The organism is Pseudoalteromonas sp. J2K-J031 (assembly GCF_058197095.2).
Genome location: NZ_CM200280.1, coordinates 648832 through 669926 on the forward strand (window position 1 = coordinate 648832; position 21095 = coordinate 669926).

13 protein-coding genes are annotated in these 21095 nt (G+C 41.1%); 8 read left to right on the forward strand and 5 right to left on the reverse strand.

Features of this window, described 5'->3' with window-relative positions:
- Positions 1-449: 449 nt before the first annotated feature.
- The 8 genes from AC3KZC_RS20145 to AC3KZC_RS20180 all read left to right on the forward strand — a co-directional run bounded on the left by AC3KZC_RS20145 (position 450) and on the right by AC3KZC_RS20180 (position 13692).
- Complete coding sequence (locus tag AC3KZC_RS20145; protein WP_490577154.1) at positions 450-3368, forward strand: choice-of-anchor Q domain-containing protein; 2919 nt, start codon at positions 450-452, stop codon at positions 3366-3368.
- A 278-nt stretch (positions 3369-3646) separates the two neighbouring features.
- Positions 3647-3778 carry a hypothetical protein gene (locus tag AC3KZC_RS20150; protein WP_490577155.1) on the forward strand — a complete coding sequence of 44 codons (132 nt, stop codon included), beginning with the start codon at positions 3647-3649 and terminating at the stop codon, positions 3776-3778.
- A 30-nt stretch (positions 3779-3808) separates the two neighbouring features.
- The gene (locus AC3KZC_RS20155) at positions 3809-4231 is read left to right on the forward strand and encodes a chitobiase/beta-hexosaminidase C-terminal domain-containing protein (RefSeq protein ID WP_490577156.1); all 423 of its coding nucleotides are present in this window, start codon (positions 3809-3811) and stop codon (positions 4229-4231) included.
- Positions 4232-4300: 69 nt separating this feature from the next.
- Complete coding sequence (locus AC3KZC_RS20160) at positions 4301-4837, forward strand: RNA polymerase sigma factor (RefSeq protein ID WP_490577157.1); 537 nt, start codon at positions 4301-4303, stop codon at positions 4835-4837.
- An 18-nt stretch (positions 4838-4855) separates the two neighbouring features.
- Positions 4856-5893 carry a FecR family protein gene (locus tag AC3KZC_RS20165; protein WP_490310619.1) on the forward strand — a complete coding sequence of 346 codons (1038 nt, stop codon included), beginning with the start codon at positions 4856-4858 and terminating at the stop codon, positions 5891-5893.
- Between the two features lie 83 nt (positions 5894-5976).
- Positions 5977-8667 carry a TonB-dependent receptor domain-containing protein gene (locus AC3KZC_RS20170; protein ID WP_490577158.1) on the forward strand — a complete coding sequence of 897 codons (2691 nt, stop codon included), beginning with the start codon at positions 5977-5979 and terminating at the stop codon, positions 8665-8667.
- Positions 8668-8784: 117 nt separating this feature from the next.
- Entirely contained in the window at positions 8785-11307 is a 2523-nt protein-coding gene (locus tag AC3KZC_RS20175) for a TonB-dependent receptor (RefSeq protein ID WP_490577159.1), read from the forward strand.
- Between the two features lie 96 nt (positions 11308-11403).
- Positions 11404-13692 (forward strand): beta-N-acetylhexosaminidase, encoded by a 2289-nt coding sequence (locus tag AC3KZC_RS20180; protein ID WP_490577160.1) that lies wholly within the window; start codon positions 11404-11406, stop codon positions 13690-13692.
- Between the two features lie 315 nt (positions 13693-14007).
- On the opposite strand, the gene AC3KZC_RS20185 is transcribed toward AC3KZC_RS20180, so the two are convergent.
- From AC3KZC_RS20185 to AC3KZC_RS20205, 5 genes are all read right to left on the reverse strand, one after another.
- Positions 14008-15546, reverse strand: a complete 1539-nt coding sequence (locus tag AC3KZC_RS20185) for an Ig-like domain-containing protein (protein WP_490577161.1) — start codon at positions 15544-15546, stop codon at positions 14008-14010.
- 244 nt (positions 15547-15790) lie between these two features.
- Entirely contained in the window at positions 15791-17086 is a 1296-nt protein-coding gene (locus AC3KZC_RS20190) for a S41 family peptidase (protein WP_490577162.1), read from the reverse strand.
- Positions 17087-17589: 503 nt separating this feature from the next.
- Complete coding sequence (locus tag AC3KZC_RS20195) at positions 17590-19125, reverse strand: carbon-nitrogen hydrolase family protein (RefSeq protein WP_490577163.1); 1536 nt, start codon at positions 19123-19125, stop codon at positions 17590-17592.
- Positions 19126-19707: 582 nt separating this feature from the next.
- Positions 19708-20208, reverse strand: a complete 501-nt coding sequence (locus tag AC3KZC_RS20200) for a prepilin-type N-terminal cleavage/methylation domain-containing protein (protein WP_490577164.1) — start codon at positions 20206-20208, stop codon at positions 19708-19710.
- Between the two features lie 161 nt (positions 20209-20369).
- A complete protein-coding gene (locus tag AC3KZC_RS20205) occupies positions 20370-20801 on the reverse strand; it encodes a PH domain-containing protein (protein WP_490577165.1) in 432 nt (143 codons plus the stop codon).
- Positions 20802-21095: the final 294 nt, after the last annotated feature.

The following is a 21095-nucleotide window of genomic DNA, read 5'->3' on the forward strand; positions in this document are numbered from 1 at the left end:
AAGGGTTTTAGGATAGAGAACAAAATACACCAAAAATATAAAGCCCGATCATATAAACTATTTATAACCCAGAAAAAGACACTGCTTTTGTGCATAAAGACTTACATTTAAAGTGCAGCTTGCATGAAAAAAGGGGAAATATTGCCCGCTTTTTATAAACCGAGATAAATCATAACACTATTTAGCAGCCACGCGATTAGCTGATAGAAAAGCCCAATCAAATAATGAGGTAAGTAATGCAATAAAATAAATTATTTAATTTCAAAGATATAAATGATTTTTATTTTTAAATGATGCTGCATACGTGTTAAAAATAAGACTTTATCAGTCTCCAAATTGAATACTTTAAAATAGCAGGGTATGATCTGGGCTCACAAAAAGACTCAGAGACTTATATATTTTCAATTCAATAAGCGCTCAAATAACAATAATAAAAGGACGTTTATTATATGAATCGTATAATACTAATCTGCTGTTTTAGTTTACTTTCAGCCTGTGGAGGCGGCTCTGATAGTGCTCCCGACACATCCCCTCAACAGCCAAGTAAATCCTCAACAGACCCATTGAGTCAATATATCAATGTAAAAGAAGCTTATACTGGCAACGCTTCACCCGCGGCGCTAAATAATGCAACATTAGGCCAAGTGTATGCATACATTGCCTTACTCGCACCAGAATTACTTCCCGATTATAACGATGACCATGGTAGTGTAGGGGCTACTTGTAGCGGTGGAGGCAATTTAAGCATTGCAGATGGCAGTTCTGATAACGAAAAACAAGTTAGCTTTAATAACTGCTCTGAAGATGGCATGCTCACAAATGGTAAAGCAACTATCAGAGCAAATAAATTTTCAGCAAATGGTGAACTCATTGATAGCACGATTATCTTTGAAAATATTCAAGTCAAAAGCTTATTAAACACAGATTTAATCAGTGAAAGAGTACTCAGTGGCACATCACAATTCAAAGAGCTGGGTGAGGATTGTGCAAAAACTGAAGAGCTCCATAACTTGTTATTTACCGACCCGCAAACTAAGCATCAACTGCTCTATTCTAATTTTAAGACCTACCGCGTTGGCGGTCCAAGTGGTTGGTGTAGCCATAATAATAGTTTTTATGTTAGAGGCGATATATACGACTCTGATTTAGGGTACTGGCAAGTTCGTACTACCGAGCTTTTTATGCTTGAAACCCTAGGCTCGGCACTTAAAGAACAAGGTAGCCTTACCATTAAAGGCGCGAACGACAGCTCTTCAACACTTGCGGTAGAGTTTTATAGTGAACAACGAGGTAATCTTACCTCAAGCTACCCTTATTATCGAATAACGCATTTAAATGCAGCTAACGCCACGGCAACACAAACAGAATACATTTTTTTACACGAATACTTTAATGCTTCAATGTTGTTTGACTTCGCTGATGACGATGGCGACGGGATGACAAATGGCTGGGAAGTCGCATTTGGATTTAACCCCTTAGATGCCACCGATGCAGCTCTCGATTTTGATGGTGATGGCTATAGCAACTTAGATGAGTATCACTATTGGGGTCACCCGACTAATATTAAAATTCTCCCTAAGATAGCAGATATCAGTATATCGCTCACTCATGAGCCTAAAAGTTATGGTGCGACTATTGAAGTAGATGCCTTAATATCAAGCAATGTTGATTCTAGCCAAACTGCGACTGCCAATGTTAACTACACAACTCAAGCACCCACTCAATTTGATAGCAAAACATACCAATCACATCGCCTTTGTACCGTATCAGAGGACCTTTTACAGCTATCTTGTCAAATTAATCATTTAAAACCGGGGGGTAGCCAAAACCATAAAGTGTATTTAACCGCAGACAAAAATAACACTTTGGCAGTTACCAGCTCGCTTTTAGCTAAAGTCACCTACTTAGGGCATGATTTTGATACCACAAATGATAATGCGACAATCGAGATAGCCAGGCTTCCCATTGATGCTCAATTTGGTTTTAACGTGCCTACAGATCAACTTAATATGGTAATGTTAGTGGGTAACCAAAAAGAAGCTGAATTTAGTTTTATACAAAAAGAGACCGCTTCAGGTACTATTGATCCGTTGAATCATTTTAAAGTTCAACTTCAACTGCCTGAATTTGCAACCTTATTATCAGCCCAGTGTTATGAACAAACTACCTATACGTGGTATAACTGCTTGGAAAATGACCATCTGATTTTTACTGACAATAGCGGCTATAGGAATGCATATAATAAATTTAAATTAACCATTTCTGGTTATACTCAAGGTCAAGGGCATATCAGTTTTACAGCCAAAAGTGATACCACTAACGAGCAAGCGATTGGGTTTGCAAAATTTCCGCTAGTCGTAGGGCAGCCAACTCAAGGGATCCAGCAACAGATAGACACAGCCTCAAGCATGAGCATAATCACAGTACCAAATGGGATTTATTTGGGGCCGCTCGACTTAAGTAATAAGCAAATACAACTTCAAGCACAATCACAAAACGCCACACTGTACTTCAATCGCGATGGCGACCCTTTTTTTAACGAAGCCACAATTAAACTTGGCCAAAGTAGCCAACTCATTGGTTTTACGTTGGCAAGCCACTACATTACGGTTGACGAAGGCCATTCGCAAATAAACAATAACCTGTTCGATGGAACACAATACCATTTACCTTCGACGACTATCATGAACAATAGCACACTGACTTTAGCGCAAAATCGCTTCATAGGTTCAGCTTTAGATACAGGGTATCTTTATGATTATATTCGCGACCGCTACCATTGCCCCTCTATTGAAACTAGCGATTATTATACAGATGCAAAAGCTACAACAATTAATGCAATAAATAATGTGTATTCAGGCAACTTACTAACCCACCCCGATATTTACTTCGCCTGCGATTTTATTCGTGCTTATCCTGAAGCTAAAATAACCATGAATAATAATACTTTTCAAGGTATTGGCAGAGTATTAGAGTTAGTCTATAGATCTGGTGTAACACCTCATTATGAGGTCAATATGACCAATAATATTATATCTAACTCACGGTTTATTATAGAAAATGGCTCTTACAGTAGTACCTTAAAAGACTTCTCTGCCGCATCTACTTTTAACCTCCTTAACAACCTTATTTTTGACGTTGAGACTCCTTTTTTCAATATGCTGAATAAGCAAAAAGAGACAGGCAGTGTGCTTGCGGATCCACTCATTAATTATCTAGGTTATCAACAAGCTAACTCACCGAGTATCGATGCAGGTGCCGACATAACACTTTATGTTGATATTAATGGAACTGAAAGACCTTTAGATGGTGATAATAACGGCTCTAAATTGATTGATATTGGTGCGTTCGAGTTTCAAATAAACTAATGCTTATTGATTAAGTTTAATGATTATAATCGCGAGACTGATGTGATAGATAATAACGTAATTATCTATCACATTCAGCTCGAAAGCCAACAGGGTCAGCCATTAGATATTTTTCTTAAGAAGTTTATACCCGTTGTCTTTCAAGATGCTCGGGTGCCCAACTCACGAGAGGCAGTGCACTCTTTTCAAATTTAATCTCTTTTTTATTCCCAAAATCGCGCCGTAAAACGTTTCCTTTAATAGCAATTAATAATAACTAACCCAACAGGAAACAAACCGTGATGATTAAATCTGCAATAAAGCCTCTTGCGATTGGCTTAGTATGCGCAACTATCGCACCGAATGCCTTTGCGACACTTTCTGGCAGCGTGACAATTCATAACAATAGCCTTGAGTCATTAACCAATTAGGGTTGGCCGTTATTATTGTATTTAGATTACATGGTTTTTCCTAAATTATTAGGCGCTGCCGAACGTGCTTGGGTGCAAGATATGCCTGCATTAACGCCATTAAACCAAGATGGCGTTTCTCCAATTGACGCTGCATGGCATACCTTTACCAATACGCTTGGTCAGTATGCCTTGCCGTTACTCAATTATGTAAAACCCGTTGATTTACAAAACCAAATTACCGATGTCGCTGGTGTCAATTTTAGGATCCCACTGGCTGGAGCCAAAATTGAGCAAGGTAAACTATTGGCTAATACGCGTTTTATTGGGATGCAAGTAGAGTACTCTGTGGATGAAGGTCAAACTTGGCTGCCTTATTATCAACCCGTTGATATTGCACCCACAGATAAAGTGATGGTGAGAACCAAGAATCACGCAGGGAAAACCAGCCGCGCTGATTATGTTATGCCGTAATCGTATTTAACAATGGGGCAGCATGTTTGCCCCATTAACGCACGTTTTCTATCCAAATAGGAGTCTTAGGTGCAGCTCAATTTGAACAAACCACAAGATCAGGTATCACAAAATGAACAAGTGCGGCAGCTTTATCAGCAGCATCACCAAAAACTGATTCATCACATAATGAAAAAAGGCTTAGTACAAAGAGAAGCCGAAGACATTGCTCAAGAAGCCTTTATTAAACTGTTAGGGTTAGACAAACCAGAAATCGAAAGTTACATTGCGGCCTATTTATATAAAATTGCCAATAATTTAACCATAGATAGATTACGCAGTCAGGCCAGAAGCCCCATTGAATTTGATGAACAGCTGCAAATCAATTCAATTGATACCTTATCCGGTCCAGAGCAATCAAACCAACATCATCAGTTACTGGGTCAAATGGCGGTATTAATAAAACAATTACCGATAAAGTGCCAACAAGCCTTTATTTTATATAAAGTAAAAGAATGCAGTTATGAGCAAATTAGTGAACAACTCGACATTTCCCAAAGCATGGTTCGCAAATATGTGTTACGTGCTATTCGTCATTGCTATGACCATTTGCAACATGAACTTTGAGACAAGCAGTCTATGAATATGAAAACAACACCTGAGCCCAACCGCATTGCAGATGAAGCTGTGAACTGGTTATTAGCATTAGAAGAAGATAACAGCACTCAAACTGAGCAAGCTTTTAAAGCATGGCTTGAACAAGACACTCGCCATCAGCAGGAATTTAACAAGCTACAAATCATGTGGGGGTTGGCTGGCGAACTCCCAACAGATTGCCTAAACGAATTACCAAAGCCGAATGCTAAAACCTGGTGGCAAACAGTGCGCCAGACAATTAAAAGTCGTTTTTCCTTAGCACCGATGTGGCCTGCGGGCATAGCGGCGTGCGCCTTGTTTGTTATCACGTTTAGTTTTATACCATTTGAACAATCACAATTAATTGATAAACATAGTCCGACTCCAATTTTGGCTGCCCACAGCCCCATTATTTATCAAACCACAACGGCCACTCACCAAAGCTGGCAATTAGCCGATGGCAGCCAAGTCACGCTTGGCGCTGATAGCAAAATGAGTGTCGCTTTTGACCCCAATAAACGGGCCATCGAGTTACTGCAAGGTATCGCTGTATTTAAAGTAGCCAAAGATCCAAAGCGCCCGTTTGTCGTGAGCCACCAAGGGCACAGCGCCACCGCAATTGGCACCGAGTTTGTCGTTAAAGCTCATGTTAATCATGTCAATGTCGCGGTGTTAGAAGGAAAAGTAGCGGCGATGCCAGCAAACAGCACACACAGTGTGACGCTGAAATTGGGTGAACAAACCGAGCTTAGCCAAGCGTTAATCCCAACAAAGCAGCCTTATGATGTACATCAAGTATTTGAATGGCAAAGCCCATTATTAGAATACCATGATGTACCACTGGGTGAGGTCTTGCATGACATTAGACGTTTTACCACTCTCAATATTTATCTAGCCGACAACGACATTGCAAGCTACAAATATTCGGGCCAAGTCCATCACGATAAGGTCGAGCAATGGTTAAGCTCGCTTGCCCATTTATATCAAATAAAATTGGTGAAGGTCGACAATACCCGCATCCTGCAAAAGCGGGCGTCACAAGAGTAAGACTTAAGTTCAATCGCTCAATGACATAAACTCACACACACTGAGCAGTCAAAACTCTCACCTGACTGCTCAAAAAAGGGAACATGGCCAAGCAACAGCATTCATCGTTTTTACACATTTTCTCACGCTGCGCCTTTATGCTGTGCATCAGTGTGTGGCATCTCTCCGCCCTCGCTACAAGCACACTCTCCCTCACTGACGCCTTATTTAATGTCGCCAAACACCATCATTGGCAACTGAGTATGGCCCCCCTTGATGCAGAACCTAGGGTGCGCAGATTAACCCAACCTGCAAGTTTAAGCGCTGAGCTTGACCACCTCCTGACGCATACACCTTGGACATACACCTTATACCCTGAGCTCAATACCGTGGTGATCACCACACGGCCATCGGCAGTAGATGAGGGTAATCAAAGTGCCTCTGTCTTTGAGCGTATTTTAGTATCAGGTCAAGGCAGCTCAAATAGATCTATTTTAAGCTCCTCATTATCGATTACGTATTTAAATTCTGACCAACTTTACAATCAAGTACCGTTTAGTACCGCCGATACCTTTAATAACGCCCCAGGATTTTGGGTCGAAAACTCAGGCGGAGAAACCAACAATAATGTCGCTCCCAGAGGGCTGCGTGGTGGTGAAGGGTTTCGTTTTATTAGTTTGCTTGAAGATGATTTGCCTGTTGTTTACGATGGCATATGGCCCGATTTTTTCTTACGCCAAGATTTTACCACCGCCGCCATTCAAATTGTGCGCGGCGGCAGCAGCGGTATTTTTAGCGTCAATGGCCCTGCGGCCAACGTTAACTTTATTGGCCAAACTGGCGACAGTGACCAGAAAAAATTAAAATTAACCCATGCTATTAATTATGGTTATCAACGACTTGATGGCGTATATAGCCATTCACTCAGTGATAGCTGGTACGTATTATTTGGTGGATTTTATCGCCAATCAACGGGCATTCGTGAACCTGGTTTTACCAGCGACCAAGGTGGTCAATTCAGCATTCGAATCAATCAAATGGCGGCGCATTATACCCAACAATGGGTGGTGAAATATCTGGATGATAAAACCAGTTTCTTTTCACCTATTCCTATGCAAAACCAAAAAAAACCCTCTGCCATTACCTCGTTAGATGCAGGCACCAGTACCTTATTAAGCCCACAATTACGCTATTTTTTTGCACCCCATGATGGAAAAGAACGCCGTTATGATTTGGCCGATGGACAAAAAACCCGCGCGATGAGTCTGACTCACTTACTTGATTTATCGCTGAGTGACACACTGCAACTGAGTAATAAAAGTCGACTTTCTGATTTATCCACCACGTTATATACTTTAATGAATCAAGGTAATGAAACATTACTACTCGCCAAAAATTGGTTAACCAGTGCACCCGTAAACCAATTTTTAGCACACTATCCTGGCACAACCGCTGCGCTTTATTCTCCTGTGACGCAGCAATATCTTAATCCCGGACAACTAAACAATAATGGCTTAGTGACATTTTCTTACCCTTTGTATGCTGAATATCAGCAAATTCAGTGGATTAATCGCCTAAGCCTTAATTGGCAAATCAATGAACACACTGAACTTATGCTGGGCTCTTTGTGGGCCTATAATGACTTTTCAGAGCTACCTCATGATCGCTGGTTAGGGCAAATTTTAACAGATGTCACCCATCAACCTAACCCAATCGAAACCGTTGCAATTGATTCATTTAACCAAAAAGTGGCAACGCTTAATCCGGCGGGTATTTTATCCTTTTCGGGACCCGCTTATATAACAGGCCAAGGCGAAGCCAAGTCTCATTCGGTTTATGGCAATGTCCGCTACTCAATGACCGACACACTGACGGTTGATTTTGGCGCACGAACTGAGTGGTTACATTTAACCTCAAGCGCCAAGACTGATCAGCAAAGCCAATATTCGCAGCATCAAACCATCAATCAAAGTAGTCCTTATAATTTTGAAAAATCCGAGCAATTTACCAAAACCGCCATCAGTGCAGGGCTTAACTGGCAATTTGCTGATGCGGCTGCAACCTATGTTCGTATGGCCAATGCCTTTGAAATGCCCAAATTACTCAACTTTGGTAATACCCTCGGTTATGGCCCTTATCTTGATTCCATTCCTGAAACTCTTGGATTTGGCCAGCCGGTTGAGCTTCATTTTATTGAGTGGGGTACGCGCATTGCCGACACCTCGGGATTCATCAGCGCCAGTTTGTTTGAAACCCAATTCGACCCATTGCCTTTTACTGTTTATCAAGGCAACCAAAATACCCAGCTGGGGATTTTTATTAGCACACAAACCTATGGCATGGAGCTTGAATTTGCAAAAAATTTTTCGGAACATTGGTCCGTCAGTGGTGTAGCTGTATGGCAAAAAGGACGTTTTAAAGGCATTCCAACCACACTCTCAGAAAGCCAATATAACAATAACCAAATTACCCGCACCCCTAATTCCCAATTGCGAATTACACCTAAATATCGCTTTTCGCAGGGCGAGCTGGCGCTCACCGCTTCGTATATCGGCACGCGTTATTCTGATGTGGCCAACCAATTTGCACTGCCTGCTTACTACGTTGTTGATGCAAGCGCACAATGGGCACTGAGTGAACAGCTCACTTTTGGGCTCAGTATCACTAACCTTTTTAATACCATAGGCTTAACCGAAGGCAACCCACGAAGTGGCTTAATTCATCAACAAAATCAATATTATGCCCGCCCTATTTTTGGCCGCGCTTTAAGCTTAAGTATGAGTTATCAATTTTAAGCGCAGCATTTTTGCAGATAAACGTACTTTTATATTCCCAAATTGAGTTGTCCGAGCGTTTAACAAATAACCGAGTTTAAAAATCGGGGTTTTAATATCGTCAACTAGGGAAATTACATGTCTAATCAACAAAAAAAACAACCACGCTTTAATCGTTCATGTCTTGGCTTGGCCATCAGCAGCGCGTTACTCTGCTGCGCTGCAGCTGCCGAGCAAAATGCCCCCGCTGAAGAGGGCAAAAAATTACTCGATCTTGAAAAAATCATCGTCACCGGTACTACTCGTCGTGGCCAAACCAAACTTGAGTCATCAGTCTCCATTACAACCTTAGATGCAAAACAACTCGAACGAGAGCAACCCCTTGGCACTGCCGACTTACTCGAAGTCGTGCCTGGTTTTTGGGTCGAAGATTCCGGCGGTGAAACCAATAACAATGTTGCACCTCGCGGCCTACGCGGCGGTGAAGGGTTTCGGTATATTGGCGTAGAAGAGGATGGCTTGCCTGTCGTGTACGATGGAGTCTGGGTTGATTTTTACCAGCGCCAAGACATCACCATTCAAAATATGGAAGCGGTACGAGGCGGCACATCGGGTTTACTGACGGTCAATGGCCCAGCAGCTCTGGTCAACTTTATTACCCGTAAACCCGATGATATCGAAGAAGGCACACTTCGCGTATCGACTGCTGATTACGGCATGATCAAAACCGAACTGTTTTACGGCACGCCAATTAGCGACAATTGGAAAATGGCGGTCGGTGGTTTTTATCGTCATTCTGAAGGTGTGCGAGATACGGGCTTTACAGCTGATCATGGTGGCCAAGTCCGCCTGACCTTGGTGCGAGAATTTGAACAAGGCCAGTTAACGCTATCAGCCAAACACCTCAATGATCACACCACTTTTTATGTGCCAATTCCATTACAAGATCAACAAAATCCAACTGGGATCCCAGGAGTTGATCCACAAAGTGGCACTTTGATTGGCAACGACCAACGTTTATTAAGCTATCGCAAAGCGGATGGCAATTACGTAACACGCGACCTTAAAGATGGCCAGCATACCCAATTTTCAACCCTTGGCTTTAATTTAGATTGGGAGCTTAATGATAATTGGTTAATGAACGTCGCCGGGCGTTATTCAAAATTTGATAACGACATGTACATATTGCTCAACTTTGATAATTCAACCTTAATGAATGCAAACGAGCGCTTAACACAACCCGATGTACAAGGCATGTTAAGCCGCTTTGCTGATGACGGTGCTGTGCGCGCTATGTATCGATATGTGGGAGACGAGCAATTAATTAACGACCCAAGCCAACTTAATGGCAATGGCTTAGTGACAACGAGTTACCCATTATTTTCAAGCTACCAAGCAGAGCAGTTTGTAAATAAAGCCTCGTTCACTTACGAAGGCGAGCAAAACAACCTTACCTTTGGTTGGTTGTTTGCTTATGTTGATGCCGATACCCTACCTGTTGACAAATGGGAATCACAATTTTTAACTGAAGTACGTTCTAATGCCCGTCGCCTTGATATCGTTGCGGTCAATAACAGCGGTGATGTTGTGGGCCAGTTAACCGATAACGGTTCAACAGGTTATGCTCCGGGCTGGGGCCAAGCCACCGCATTTGGTACTTCAAGCTCACACTCCTTATTTATTAATGATGAATTTCAAGCCACCGATGATTTACGCCTTGATGCCGGTATTCGTATTGAATGGCTTAATTTGGATAGCACCGCATCAGGTACGCAATTTGCTGTGCCAATTTTGGGCGCGTTTAATGCCAATGGTGATGACAGCGATAACATCATGGCCAATAACTATGCCGATATGCCATCGAGTAAATTTTATAATCAAACCCGCAACGAAACCGAAGCCGCATGGACAGTCGGGTTTAATTACACCTTTAATAAAGACATGGCGATGTTTGGCCGTTATGCCGACGCCTTTGAAATGCCGCGCTTATTAAGCCATGGCCAAGGGATCCACAGCGGTAAAACGGCCGACTTTAGCGATGTGGTGAATTTGACCTTTAGCGAACTTGGCCTGCGTTATTCTGGTGATACCATTGGGACCTCTGCTACTTTATTTCGTACCAAGTTTAATGATTTAACCGAGCGTAACTTTACATCAAGTAACGGTGCAGTCGCCAATCAAACCATCGATACCATTACCGATGGCATCGAATTTGAAGCCGCATGGCACGCAACCGATGATTTAAAAATTGAGCTAACCGGTGTGGTACAAGATCCCAAAATGTCGGGCTTTGAAGGCGATTTTAAGCATTGGGAAAACAACCAAGTTAAACGCACCCCAAAAATGCAATTGCGCATCACCCCAACCTATTATTTTGATAACGGCGATGTGTATTTAACCATGCATCATTTAGGCGATCGTTTTTCTGATGGCGAAAATAAATTTGAATTGCCCGCCTATACCACATGGGATGCAGGGGTAAATTACCAATTTACCTCAGCCTTGCGCCTACATGTTAAAGCAGCAAACCTAACCGATGAAATTGGCTTAACAGAAGGCAATCCTCGTGCCATTAATGACCAACAAGCAGGTTATGAGTATTACTATGCTCGCCCCATTTTAGGGCGCACCATCAGTGCATCACTCACCTTTGATTTTTAACCTGTATCTTTAAAATTTGTTCAACTTCCCCTTGAACCTAACCAAAAACCCAACGTCTGCCAACGCTTGGGTTTTCTTTTTCTATTGGAGTTCTCGATGTACTGTAAAATTTTGACTGGCATTAGCCTATTAGCCTGCTCTTTTTGGCTGTTTGCCGCTCCTTTAATCACCATAGTGCCACAGCCGCAACACATCACGGTTTCAAGTGGTGTCTTTGCATTCAATAACCAAACCACAATCAGTTATGACAGTGCATCAAGTCACGCCACTGCCACCCTGTTTTACCAAACTGTTGCCCCCATCACCGGTTACCAACAACCTCTAGTAAAGCGCTCAAAGGTGAGCAATAACCATATTCATTTTCAACTTGATAACAAACTTGATAGCAGCCAAACCACACCAGAAAGCTATCAGTTAACTGTCACGCCACAACAGGTCGTGATCAGCGCCCCTGATAGCGCCGGACTGTTTTATGGCATGCAATCGTTATTACAATTACTTCCACCCGATATTTATGCCACACACCCCATTAATCAACGCAGTTGGGATATTCCTGCAATAGTGATTAACGACAGCCCACGCTTTAGCTATCGCGGAATGCACCTTGATGTTAGCCGTCATTTTTTTGATATTGCCTTCATTAAAAACTACATTGATTGGCTCGCCTTTCATAAACTCAACGTATTTCAGTGGCATTTAACCGATGACCAAGGCTGGCGCATCGAAATTAAGGCTTACCCTAAACTCACTGAAGTTGGGTCAATCCGCAATCAAACAGTATTGGGCCACACCTATGACTACCAACCCATGTTTGATACCACAGCTGTAAAGGGGCTTTACACGCAAGCACAAATTAAAGAAGTCGTAGCTTATGCGGCAGCAAGGCATGTAATGGTCATTCCTGAAATCGACATTCCAGGCCACAGTACCGCCATTTTAGCTGCCTACCCAGAGCTTGGTTGTAGCGGTGAGCGCCCTGAAGTTGAAGATAACTTTGGCATTTTTGAAGCCGTTTTATGCCCAACCGAGCAAACGTTTGCTTTTTTAGAGCAAGTTTATCAAGAAGTCGCAGCGCTTTTTCCTGCCCCTTATATTCATGTTGGGGGCGATGAAGTCATCAAAAAACAATGGCTCGAAAGCCCCTTTGTACAGCAACTAATGCAAGAGCAACAACTTACTAGCGCAGAGCAAGTACAAAGTTATTTTATTGGCCGCGTCAGCAAGATAGTAACTGCGCTTGGCAAAAAAATGATCGGTTGGGATGAAATATTAGATGGGGGTTTAGCCCCAAATACCTTAGTCACCAGCTGGCGCGGCGAAGAAGGTGGGGTAACAGCCGCAAATCTGGGCCATCAAGTGATTATGAGCCCTTACCAATTTGTTTATTTTGATGCTTACCAATCCCTGTCGCAATCTGAGCCAAAAGCAATTCATGGTTTAACCACCCTCAAAAACGTGTATTTATATGAGCCTATTCCTGCGGCACTGCCCGCATCACAGCATCATTTAGTATTAGGTGCACAAGGCGCACTGTGGACTGAGTACATCAAAACACCACAACAAGCCCAATACATGCTTTTTCCACGTATTGCCGCTTTTTCAGAAGGGGTTTGGAGCCAACCTAAACAACGCAATTGGTCTATGTTCCTGCAAAAATTACCGCAATTATTTGCTCGCTATCAAGCGCAAAACATTCATTTATCACTCAGTCATTTAGTGCCTGACATTACCATTAAGCAAGTCAAGCCGGGTCAATCGCACTTAACAATCACCAGCCAAATTGATGGCCAAATTCTAGTTAAACTCGCCCATGAGACATTGGAGCATTTTTATAGTGAACCTGTGTTAGTTGACAGTTCAAAGCAGATTGTCAGTGTCAGTGCGCGACTATTTGAGCCTAGCTTGTCGCGCTATTCTTTGCCTGTACAAATCAGTTTTGCCCACCATAAAGCGGTTGGTAAATCCATCACCTTAACGCACCCAGCGCAAGAAAATGGGCAACAAAAACTCAACGATGGTATTTTTGGTTTTGACCAGTTTTACCGCGCAGATAACTTCGCTATTTTTTATGATACCGACCTAGAGGCGATTATTGACCTTGAAACGCCAACCTCATTTGAGCACATTATGATGGGCATTGATGCTGGACGGCATCGCCAATTACACCCACCCATTGCAGTATCAGTGTGGGTATCGAATGACAAGCAACATTGGCAACAAGTAATACAATTAAAGGCAAGTGAAATAAATGGGCCCCTTCTTAGCTTAGAGTTAGGTAAACAGAGCGCACGTTATGTAAAAGTGCATGCTGTTAATGCCAAAAATAGTACCGATCCACAAATCCCAAAATTGCCGCTTTATATTGATGAAATTGCGATTTTTTAATAATGATTACAATTAAAACTAAATATGGCTAGGCTCAAAAACGCTCACATCGCGAGACGCTTGATTTTTAATGAACCTCGGTTCTGGATAATAGATTTAACAACGCATTGAATTAACTGTAAATTTTAAAGTTATCTAGCTCTAGCTAGATATTTTAAAAGCCAACAAGACAAAGTGACGCGTCAATTGCTGGCGAACATTAAAAATAGCAGCCTGAGATTGATGTATTATCCAGTATTGAGTTTAATGAATAAGGCTAATCAGCAACAAAAAAGGGCTCTGCGAGCCCTTTTAAATCAGTATCAATGAACTAAACTATTGCGGCGTATATTGATAAATCGCCTTACCATAATGATTAGTATAAGCGCCACCGACCGACAGCAGCGTATTACCATAGGCAACCGTTTTAAAGTCACGTAAATAATAGCTAGTTGTATCTTGCACCTCAACCGCAAACGGATTAGCAGTAAGCGTTTTCCATTGCATTAAATCAAAATCAAATTGCACAAAGTTTTTTGCACTTAACAGGTATAACGTATTGCCTGTCAGTGCGGTGTCATAATAAACACCGGCCTTAAAATTAGGGATTAATTCTGAATTTAAAATACTGTGAGTTGTCACATCAAATTGGCTTAACAGTAATTGCTCGTCTTGACGTTGGATAACAAAAAGCGCATCACCTTTGCTAAAACAATGCTGTATTTCATTAAAGTTTTCAGGTAGCTCTGTTGCTTGCCAGCTGTTGTCCACTGTATTTAAACGATTAAGGCGTTGCTGTTGACCATTTTTAGAAAACGCAATGACCTCACCGTTAAATGAACAACTCGCTTGTAGCGGATTACTAAACGGCGCAAAGATTGGTGCTGCAAACGTTTGCCAGGTTTGTTCTTGTGTATCAAACACTTCCATATTAGCCTGTGCATTTGCACCACTTGAACACGCCTCGGTACCACCAAAGAGATAAAGCTTTTTATCAACAAGTTCTGATTGATAATAATAACGACTCGATTGCGGTGAGCTCAGTTTTTGCCAAGTATTTTGTGCAATATCCCAATATGACAACATCGGAGCGCTCGGTTCGGCACTTGCACACAACATAGCAGAGGCTATCGCAAAATGATGTGTCAGCGCATACAGATCATTACCGGTTAACTGAGTATTTAAATGCGCACCTTCAAAACCCGGTAAATCACCGAATTTAACCCAAGGAACGGCAATCACTTCAATATCAAATGCAGGTAAAGCAGCTTCAGACTCACCATCTGAGACACGTATCACAATGCCACTGTTTGTACCTGCATGCTGGTTTGAAGGCATACCACTTAATACTCCCGTTACAGTATCAAACGACGCCCAATCCGGTTTATTGTCGATACTAAAACTCAATTGCTGCGAATCAATATCTGAAGCCTCTGCAGCAAAATGATACGTTTCATTCGCTTGCACAGCAGCAACAGGAGTTCCTGTAATTACTGGCGCATCGTTAACAGCCGCAAGGGTAATATTAACTTTTACCGTACTACTTTCTTTAGTGCCTTTTTTTAGTTTAAAGCTAAAAGTATCATCACCAAATTGGTCTGCCACCGGCACATAGTTTAAATTTGGGTATACGCCCGATATTTCGCCAAGCGTAGGTTGAGCAACTAATTCTAAAACGATGGTCTCTGTGCCAGCAGGGACTTTATTGGCTGTAATGACTACAGCTAATGGGCTATCTTCCTTGCCCGCAACCGTCATTACTGGCTGGACCTCAAATACACTTTGGACTTCGGTCTGTGTGCTTTTTTTATCAGAACTCCCACAGCCGGTTAACAATACAGATGATATAACTAAACTTAAAATTTTGAGCTTCATAAATAAAACCACCTCCAATGTGAAAAATAACGCATGACCTTTTATCAGCTCATTTTTGCCAAATAATTGACGGCCGATACGTAATAAAAAGATGAAACCTTATATAACATGCGTACCCTTTAAGGAACAAGTGAAATAGGCGAGTTAATTGTAAAAAAATGTTTAAAAACAAAGCCTTTTAAGCTGTAGTCTTATTCATTTTTTACTTACTAACACAACTTACTTATTCTTTGAGGTGCTTTTATCATGAACTCAATGACACCACAGCGCAGCTTTTCATCTTAATGGCTTCAAACGACTTAAACCCTATCGTGATGGCGCTTTTTATGTCGGTTTTATCTTCAAAATTGGCTTGTTGGGTCATTTGCTCGGTGGCATTGCCTAAGCTATAACGCATTTTTGCACTGCCGTGTCCGTAATAACGCAGCTGATAGGCGAACTGATACCGTTGATTATTGGCGTTGTACATAGGTTCTGAAAGTCGGTATTCAAGCGCACAATCATTGCCAAAAAAGCGCCAATCTGAATAATGGATCTGCGCTTTATTTTGCGAAAAGGTTTCTTGTGGTGTGCCGCGTCCTTGTAACACTCGGTATTCAATCGCCGACTGCGTGGCCAGTGGTTGGGTTTCTTGAAATGCTAAAAATGGCGTTACCAATAAGTCAGGCTGCACACCCTGCATCTGGCTTTGTGGTGGTGTTAAACCATTTACAGGTATAAACTTTCCAATCGGCAATGCCACTTTAAGATGTGGGTGCAGATTTACTTGCTTAAAGATATCAACTTGCCCTGCAGTCGGCGCGCCAACAACATAGGCTCGTTTAAGGTGTTGCAAGGCACTGGTAAAACGCTCTGCTACCGCGCCAGTTTGCTCGCTGGTCAGCACATAGACGGGCACTTGCCCCCGTTTTGTACCGTTCACCGTGGCAATAGTTGTAATGATTTCCGCCTGCTGTTTGTCAGCCTTATCAATACGATATAACTCTGTAGGTTGTTCAAATAAATAACTGACGGTGTACACTAGCACATCGGTGTTGGCATTACTTGGGCTGCGGCTGTGGCGCAAATCAAATACCAAAACTTCAGCATCTGTTACTTGGCTAAAAAGGGTATCGATTTGTGCGGGTGTACTGTGCAAATCAAGTTCAATCAGTGCTATTTCATCATTAACGAGTGTGATGTGATTCGAGGCTTTGGTAGTTCTTTCAACTGGCGATTGGTCGGGTTCAATTGCCGATACCACAATTGAAGGATCTTGTAACACAGTTTGCAGATCATGGGTTAATTTAGCGGCAAAGTCTGCAGGTTGATCAAACCCTAAGTATTTATAAGCGTTATATTGTTTAGTTAAGTGCTCAGCAACACGTTTACCCACTTGTGAGTCAATACTTTGTTGCTCAATCTGTAATGCCAAGGTATTGATCACGTCAAGCTGGGCTTCTTCGCTTATCGTCCCTGTTTTGTGAGCATTCCCATAGGTTAACGTGGCCATACTTGCTAACATCACAAGAGCCAATCCTTTGCCAATTTTTACAGTCATTCGTCTACGTCCTTATTTGCTGTGTGCTTCGAGTTAGTTTGAGTTCTCAATAACAGGTTTTGGCCCATTACACCTGAGGCCAGCACAATTCACTTTAAAAATTGCTGCCTGAACATAAGTCACCTGAGCTCAGGATAATAAATTTATCTCCAGCGGCTACTTTTAAGGCTAACGGCGTTGAATTTACTTACAATAGGTCAGCTATTGACGCGTAAATTCGCCTTGTTATCCTTAAAATTTTCCGGCTACAGACTTGAAAAAACATCTACCAATTCAATATCAATACGTTAGTAAATCTCTTAACCAAAGCTCAGGTTAAGTAATTACCCAGTATTTAAGTGAACGATATCATAAATATAAAAACACTCACGCAACCGACATTCAATAAAAAAACATACTGATTTGTAAGAAAATATTGCGGTTAATTAACGAGGTAGGAAGTAAAGAGGCAATAAAAAGCCGAGGTCGTTGCTTACCTCGGCCAGTGTCTATTTTAAGATCTGTTACGATTTAATGGCTTTCTCAGTCACATTAATGGTGTACAGATCGTGGCGTCTATCACGCATAGTATGAACCGCGCCATGGCTATGTAATTGTTTAAGTAAATCAATATTCACATCAACAATTACCGTCATTTCTGAATTCGGCGTGGCTTCGGCTTTAATCCCTGTTGTTGGGAAAGCAAAATCAGAAGGCGTAAATACCGCTGATTGTGCATATTGAATATCCATATTATTTACTTTAGGTAAATTACCGACCGCCCCAGCAATGGCAACATAACATTCATTTTCAATGGCTCGCGCCATGGCACAATGACGTACGCGAGTATAACCATTTTGTGTATCAGTTAAGAATGGGACAAACAAAATGTTCATACCTTGGTCAGCTAATATCCTTGAATATTCAGGAAATTCAACATCATAACAAATAATAATACCAATTTTACCACAGTCAGTATCAAACACTTTTAGCGTTTTACCGCCAACCATTGACCAATTTTTAACCTCAGACGGCGTCATATGAATTTTATCGTAACGTTCCCACGACCCATCGCGACGACACAAAAAGCCTGAATTATAAAGCTGTCCATCAACAAAATTCGGCATACTACCAGTAATAATATTGATGTTGTACGTAATGGCTAACTCAATGAATTTCTCACGGATTTGGTCAGTATATTCAGCCAAACGACGGATACTTTCGGTTAAACGTAAATGATTAAATTCAGCCATTAACGGTGCATTAAACAACTCCGGAAACATAACAAAATCACTTTTGTAATCCGAGACAGCATCAACATAAAATTCCATTTGATCGAACAAATCATTAATGCCTTTCATCGAGCGCATTTGCCATTGCACTAAGCCAAGGCGCACTTCTGAGCGAGGCGCATTAATTAATTTCACCGATTTAGTGTAAAAAATATTTGGCCATTCAAGAAGTGTTGCGTACTCCATTGACTCGTTATCACCACTTAAATAACCCGTTAAAAGCTTTCGGATATGAAAGTCATTGGCTAATTGAAAGCTTAATACGGGGTCATACAGTTCTTTCATTTTTACTTTTTCGATGTACTGTTTAGCTGACATAACATCGGAATTTTGGGCGTAGTTTGGCATTCTGCCACCGGCCATAATTGCGCGTAAATTTAAGTTTTCGCACAACTCTTTACGGGCATCATACAAACGGCGCGCAAGGCGCAAGCCGCGATAATCTGGGTGAATAAATACTTCAATGCCATAAAGTGAATCACCTTTAGGGTCATGACTTTCAAACGTCATATTGCTGGTGATTTGCGAATAAGTATGGTCATCACCAAAATCGTCATAACGAATAATAAGCGAAAAAGCACAGCCCACTACTTTACCATCAACACAGACACAGATTTGACCATCAGGAAACTTAGTGAGTAATGCTTCAACAATCGGTTCACTCCACGTTGCTAAAGCACGATTTAAATAAACTGACTCACTTGCTGCACGTAATTCAGCCATGTCTTGTAACGTCAAATGACGTACAATAACGCTATTTGCTTCCATAAGTTTTCCTATATAAAACAATGCATTGCCAATATAAAATATCGGCGCTACGTAAAAGTTATTTCTAGTATATCAAAAATGAGCTCTGACCAGCAGTGAAAATTTACATCCAAATAACAAAGACAGTAAATAAAATACTGATTAGTTGCTTGTTTTTATTTATATTTTTTTCAAATAAAATCAGAAGCAACCTTATTTGAGAAAATCTTGTAACAACATTAAAACCACCCATAAAAATTACGGGGAATTTTCTAGGTTTTATAAGCGGCACCGCAGTGTGCAAATATTGAAACAAAAAAGCATAATTAAACACTGCGGAAAACTAAACCAATTATCACCCAATACTGTTATATCTAATCGAATAAATAAAAATTGGAACTAGTTAACCTAAACTCTTGATAATAAATCTATCTCCAGTGGCTATTTTAAACAATAGCTACGTTGAGTTTACTTGCAATAGACTCGCTATTGACGCGTAAACTCGTCTTGTTATCCCTGTAAATCTCCGCATGGAGAATGTCTGGAATTTTATATAAATTAAATCAATACGTTACTAAATCTCTTAACCAGAGCTCAGGTTAGTTAACAATCTCTAAATTCAAAATCAATAATAGGCTTAGTATTAACGGCCACAGGTTGACGATAACGCAAATAGCATTGCAGCGCTCCTGCATCTTGAGTAAAGCTGCCATGCCAATACACCCATGCACCAGGAAAAATGCTCGCGCGACTGTGCCAATCGCTGTCTCGCTGATTATTAGCCCAATCCCCTTCGTCAAATTCAATCGCTGCACTGATCCCGTTTTTTGTACCTGCCGGGTAGCCATACACAACTTCAATAGTCTGACCGTTGATAGTGATTGATGCCGACTGTGACTTTTCGACACCCGCAATTACCGCTTTCATATATACCAAAGTTGAAGCGTTATTTATCACCCCTTTAAGGCTTTCAGACGTTGAAATAATCGCCTCCGAGCGCATACCTAAAAACTTCGGGCCTGCAGTCACCGACAATATGCCTAAAATAACAATGACAATAATTAGCTCTATAAGGGTAAAACCATGTGTGTTAACTTTGTACATGAATAAAATGTCCGTATTGATCTGATATACGCCATATATTGTTCACAAAATAAATTTTAATATTAATTACTTACCTTGATTTAATGCATTCAAAACAAAATATCTCAAACACACCACTCGTAAATAAACACATCAAAAATATCATTGAATAATTGGCTTTTTTAAACGGACATTGTCGAACTTGATAACTGCTCTTGCGTGTTTAAAAACTCTCGACGAAAGATTAAAGGGTCAGAAATACCGGGCACAGGTGCTTGCGGGTTACCAGCACCTGATACAATGATCGAGCCAAAATTTAAGAACCGACCAAGAACTCCTTGGTTAACCTGAATGCTCTCAATTCTTTGGATATTAATTTCTATTGTTGTGCGACTAATGAAGCCAAATTTTGCGATAACTCGTTTATTCGTAATAGCAAGTTCTGTTGAAAAATAGCGTATTGCGGCTATGATCCAAAAAATAATTCCAATACCAGATAAAACAATAGTAAATAAGCCTAATACTAATAATGGCAGCAAAGACCATACACTTGTCTTACCCTCATAAATAATATTCTCACCCTGAGTAAGCGCGCTTTCAATATAACGTCCCATATATATCCTTATTTTGTAAATTTATCGAAATGTACCTCACTACTTTCAAAAAAATACCAGCATGCAAACTCGCGATTTTAAAGAAAGTGCCACTTTATAATGCCAATGTATTTTATTTATGTAAACAGACACTTATAAGTAATTATTAATGAATCTGGGATTAAAGCAGATCACAACGGATTCTTATTCACAACAGGATAATAGAATGACGTAGACACCCACTGTTAAAGTATCAAAAAACAAACGTACAGTGCCAATACATGTGTATTTTCACACAAAAAGTATCTCAATCGA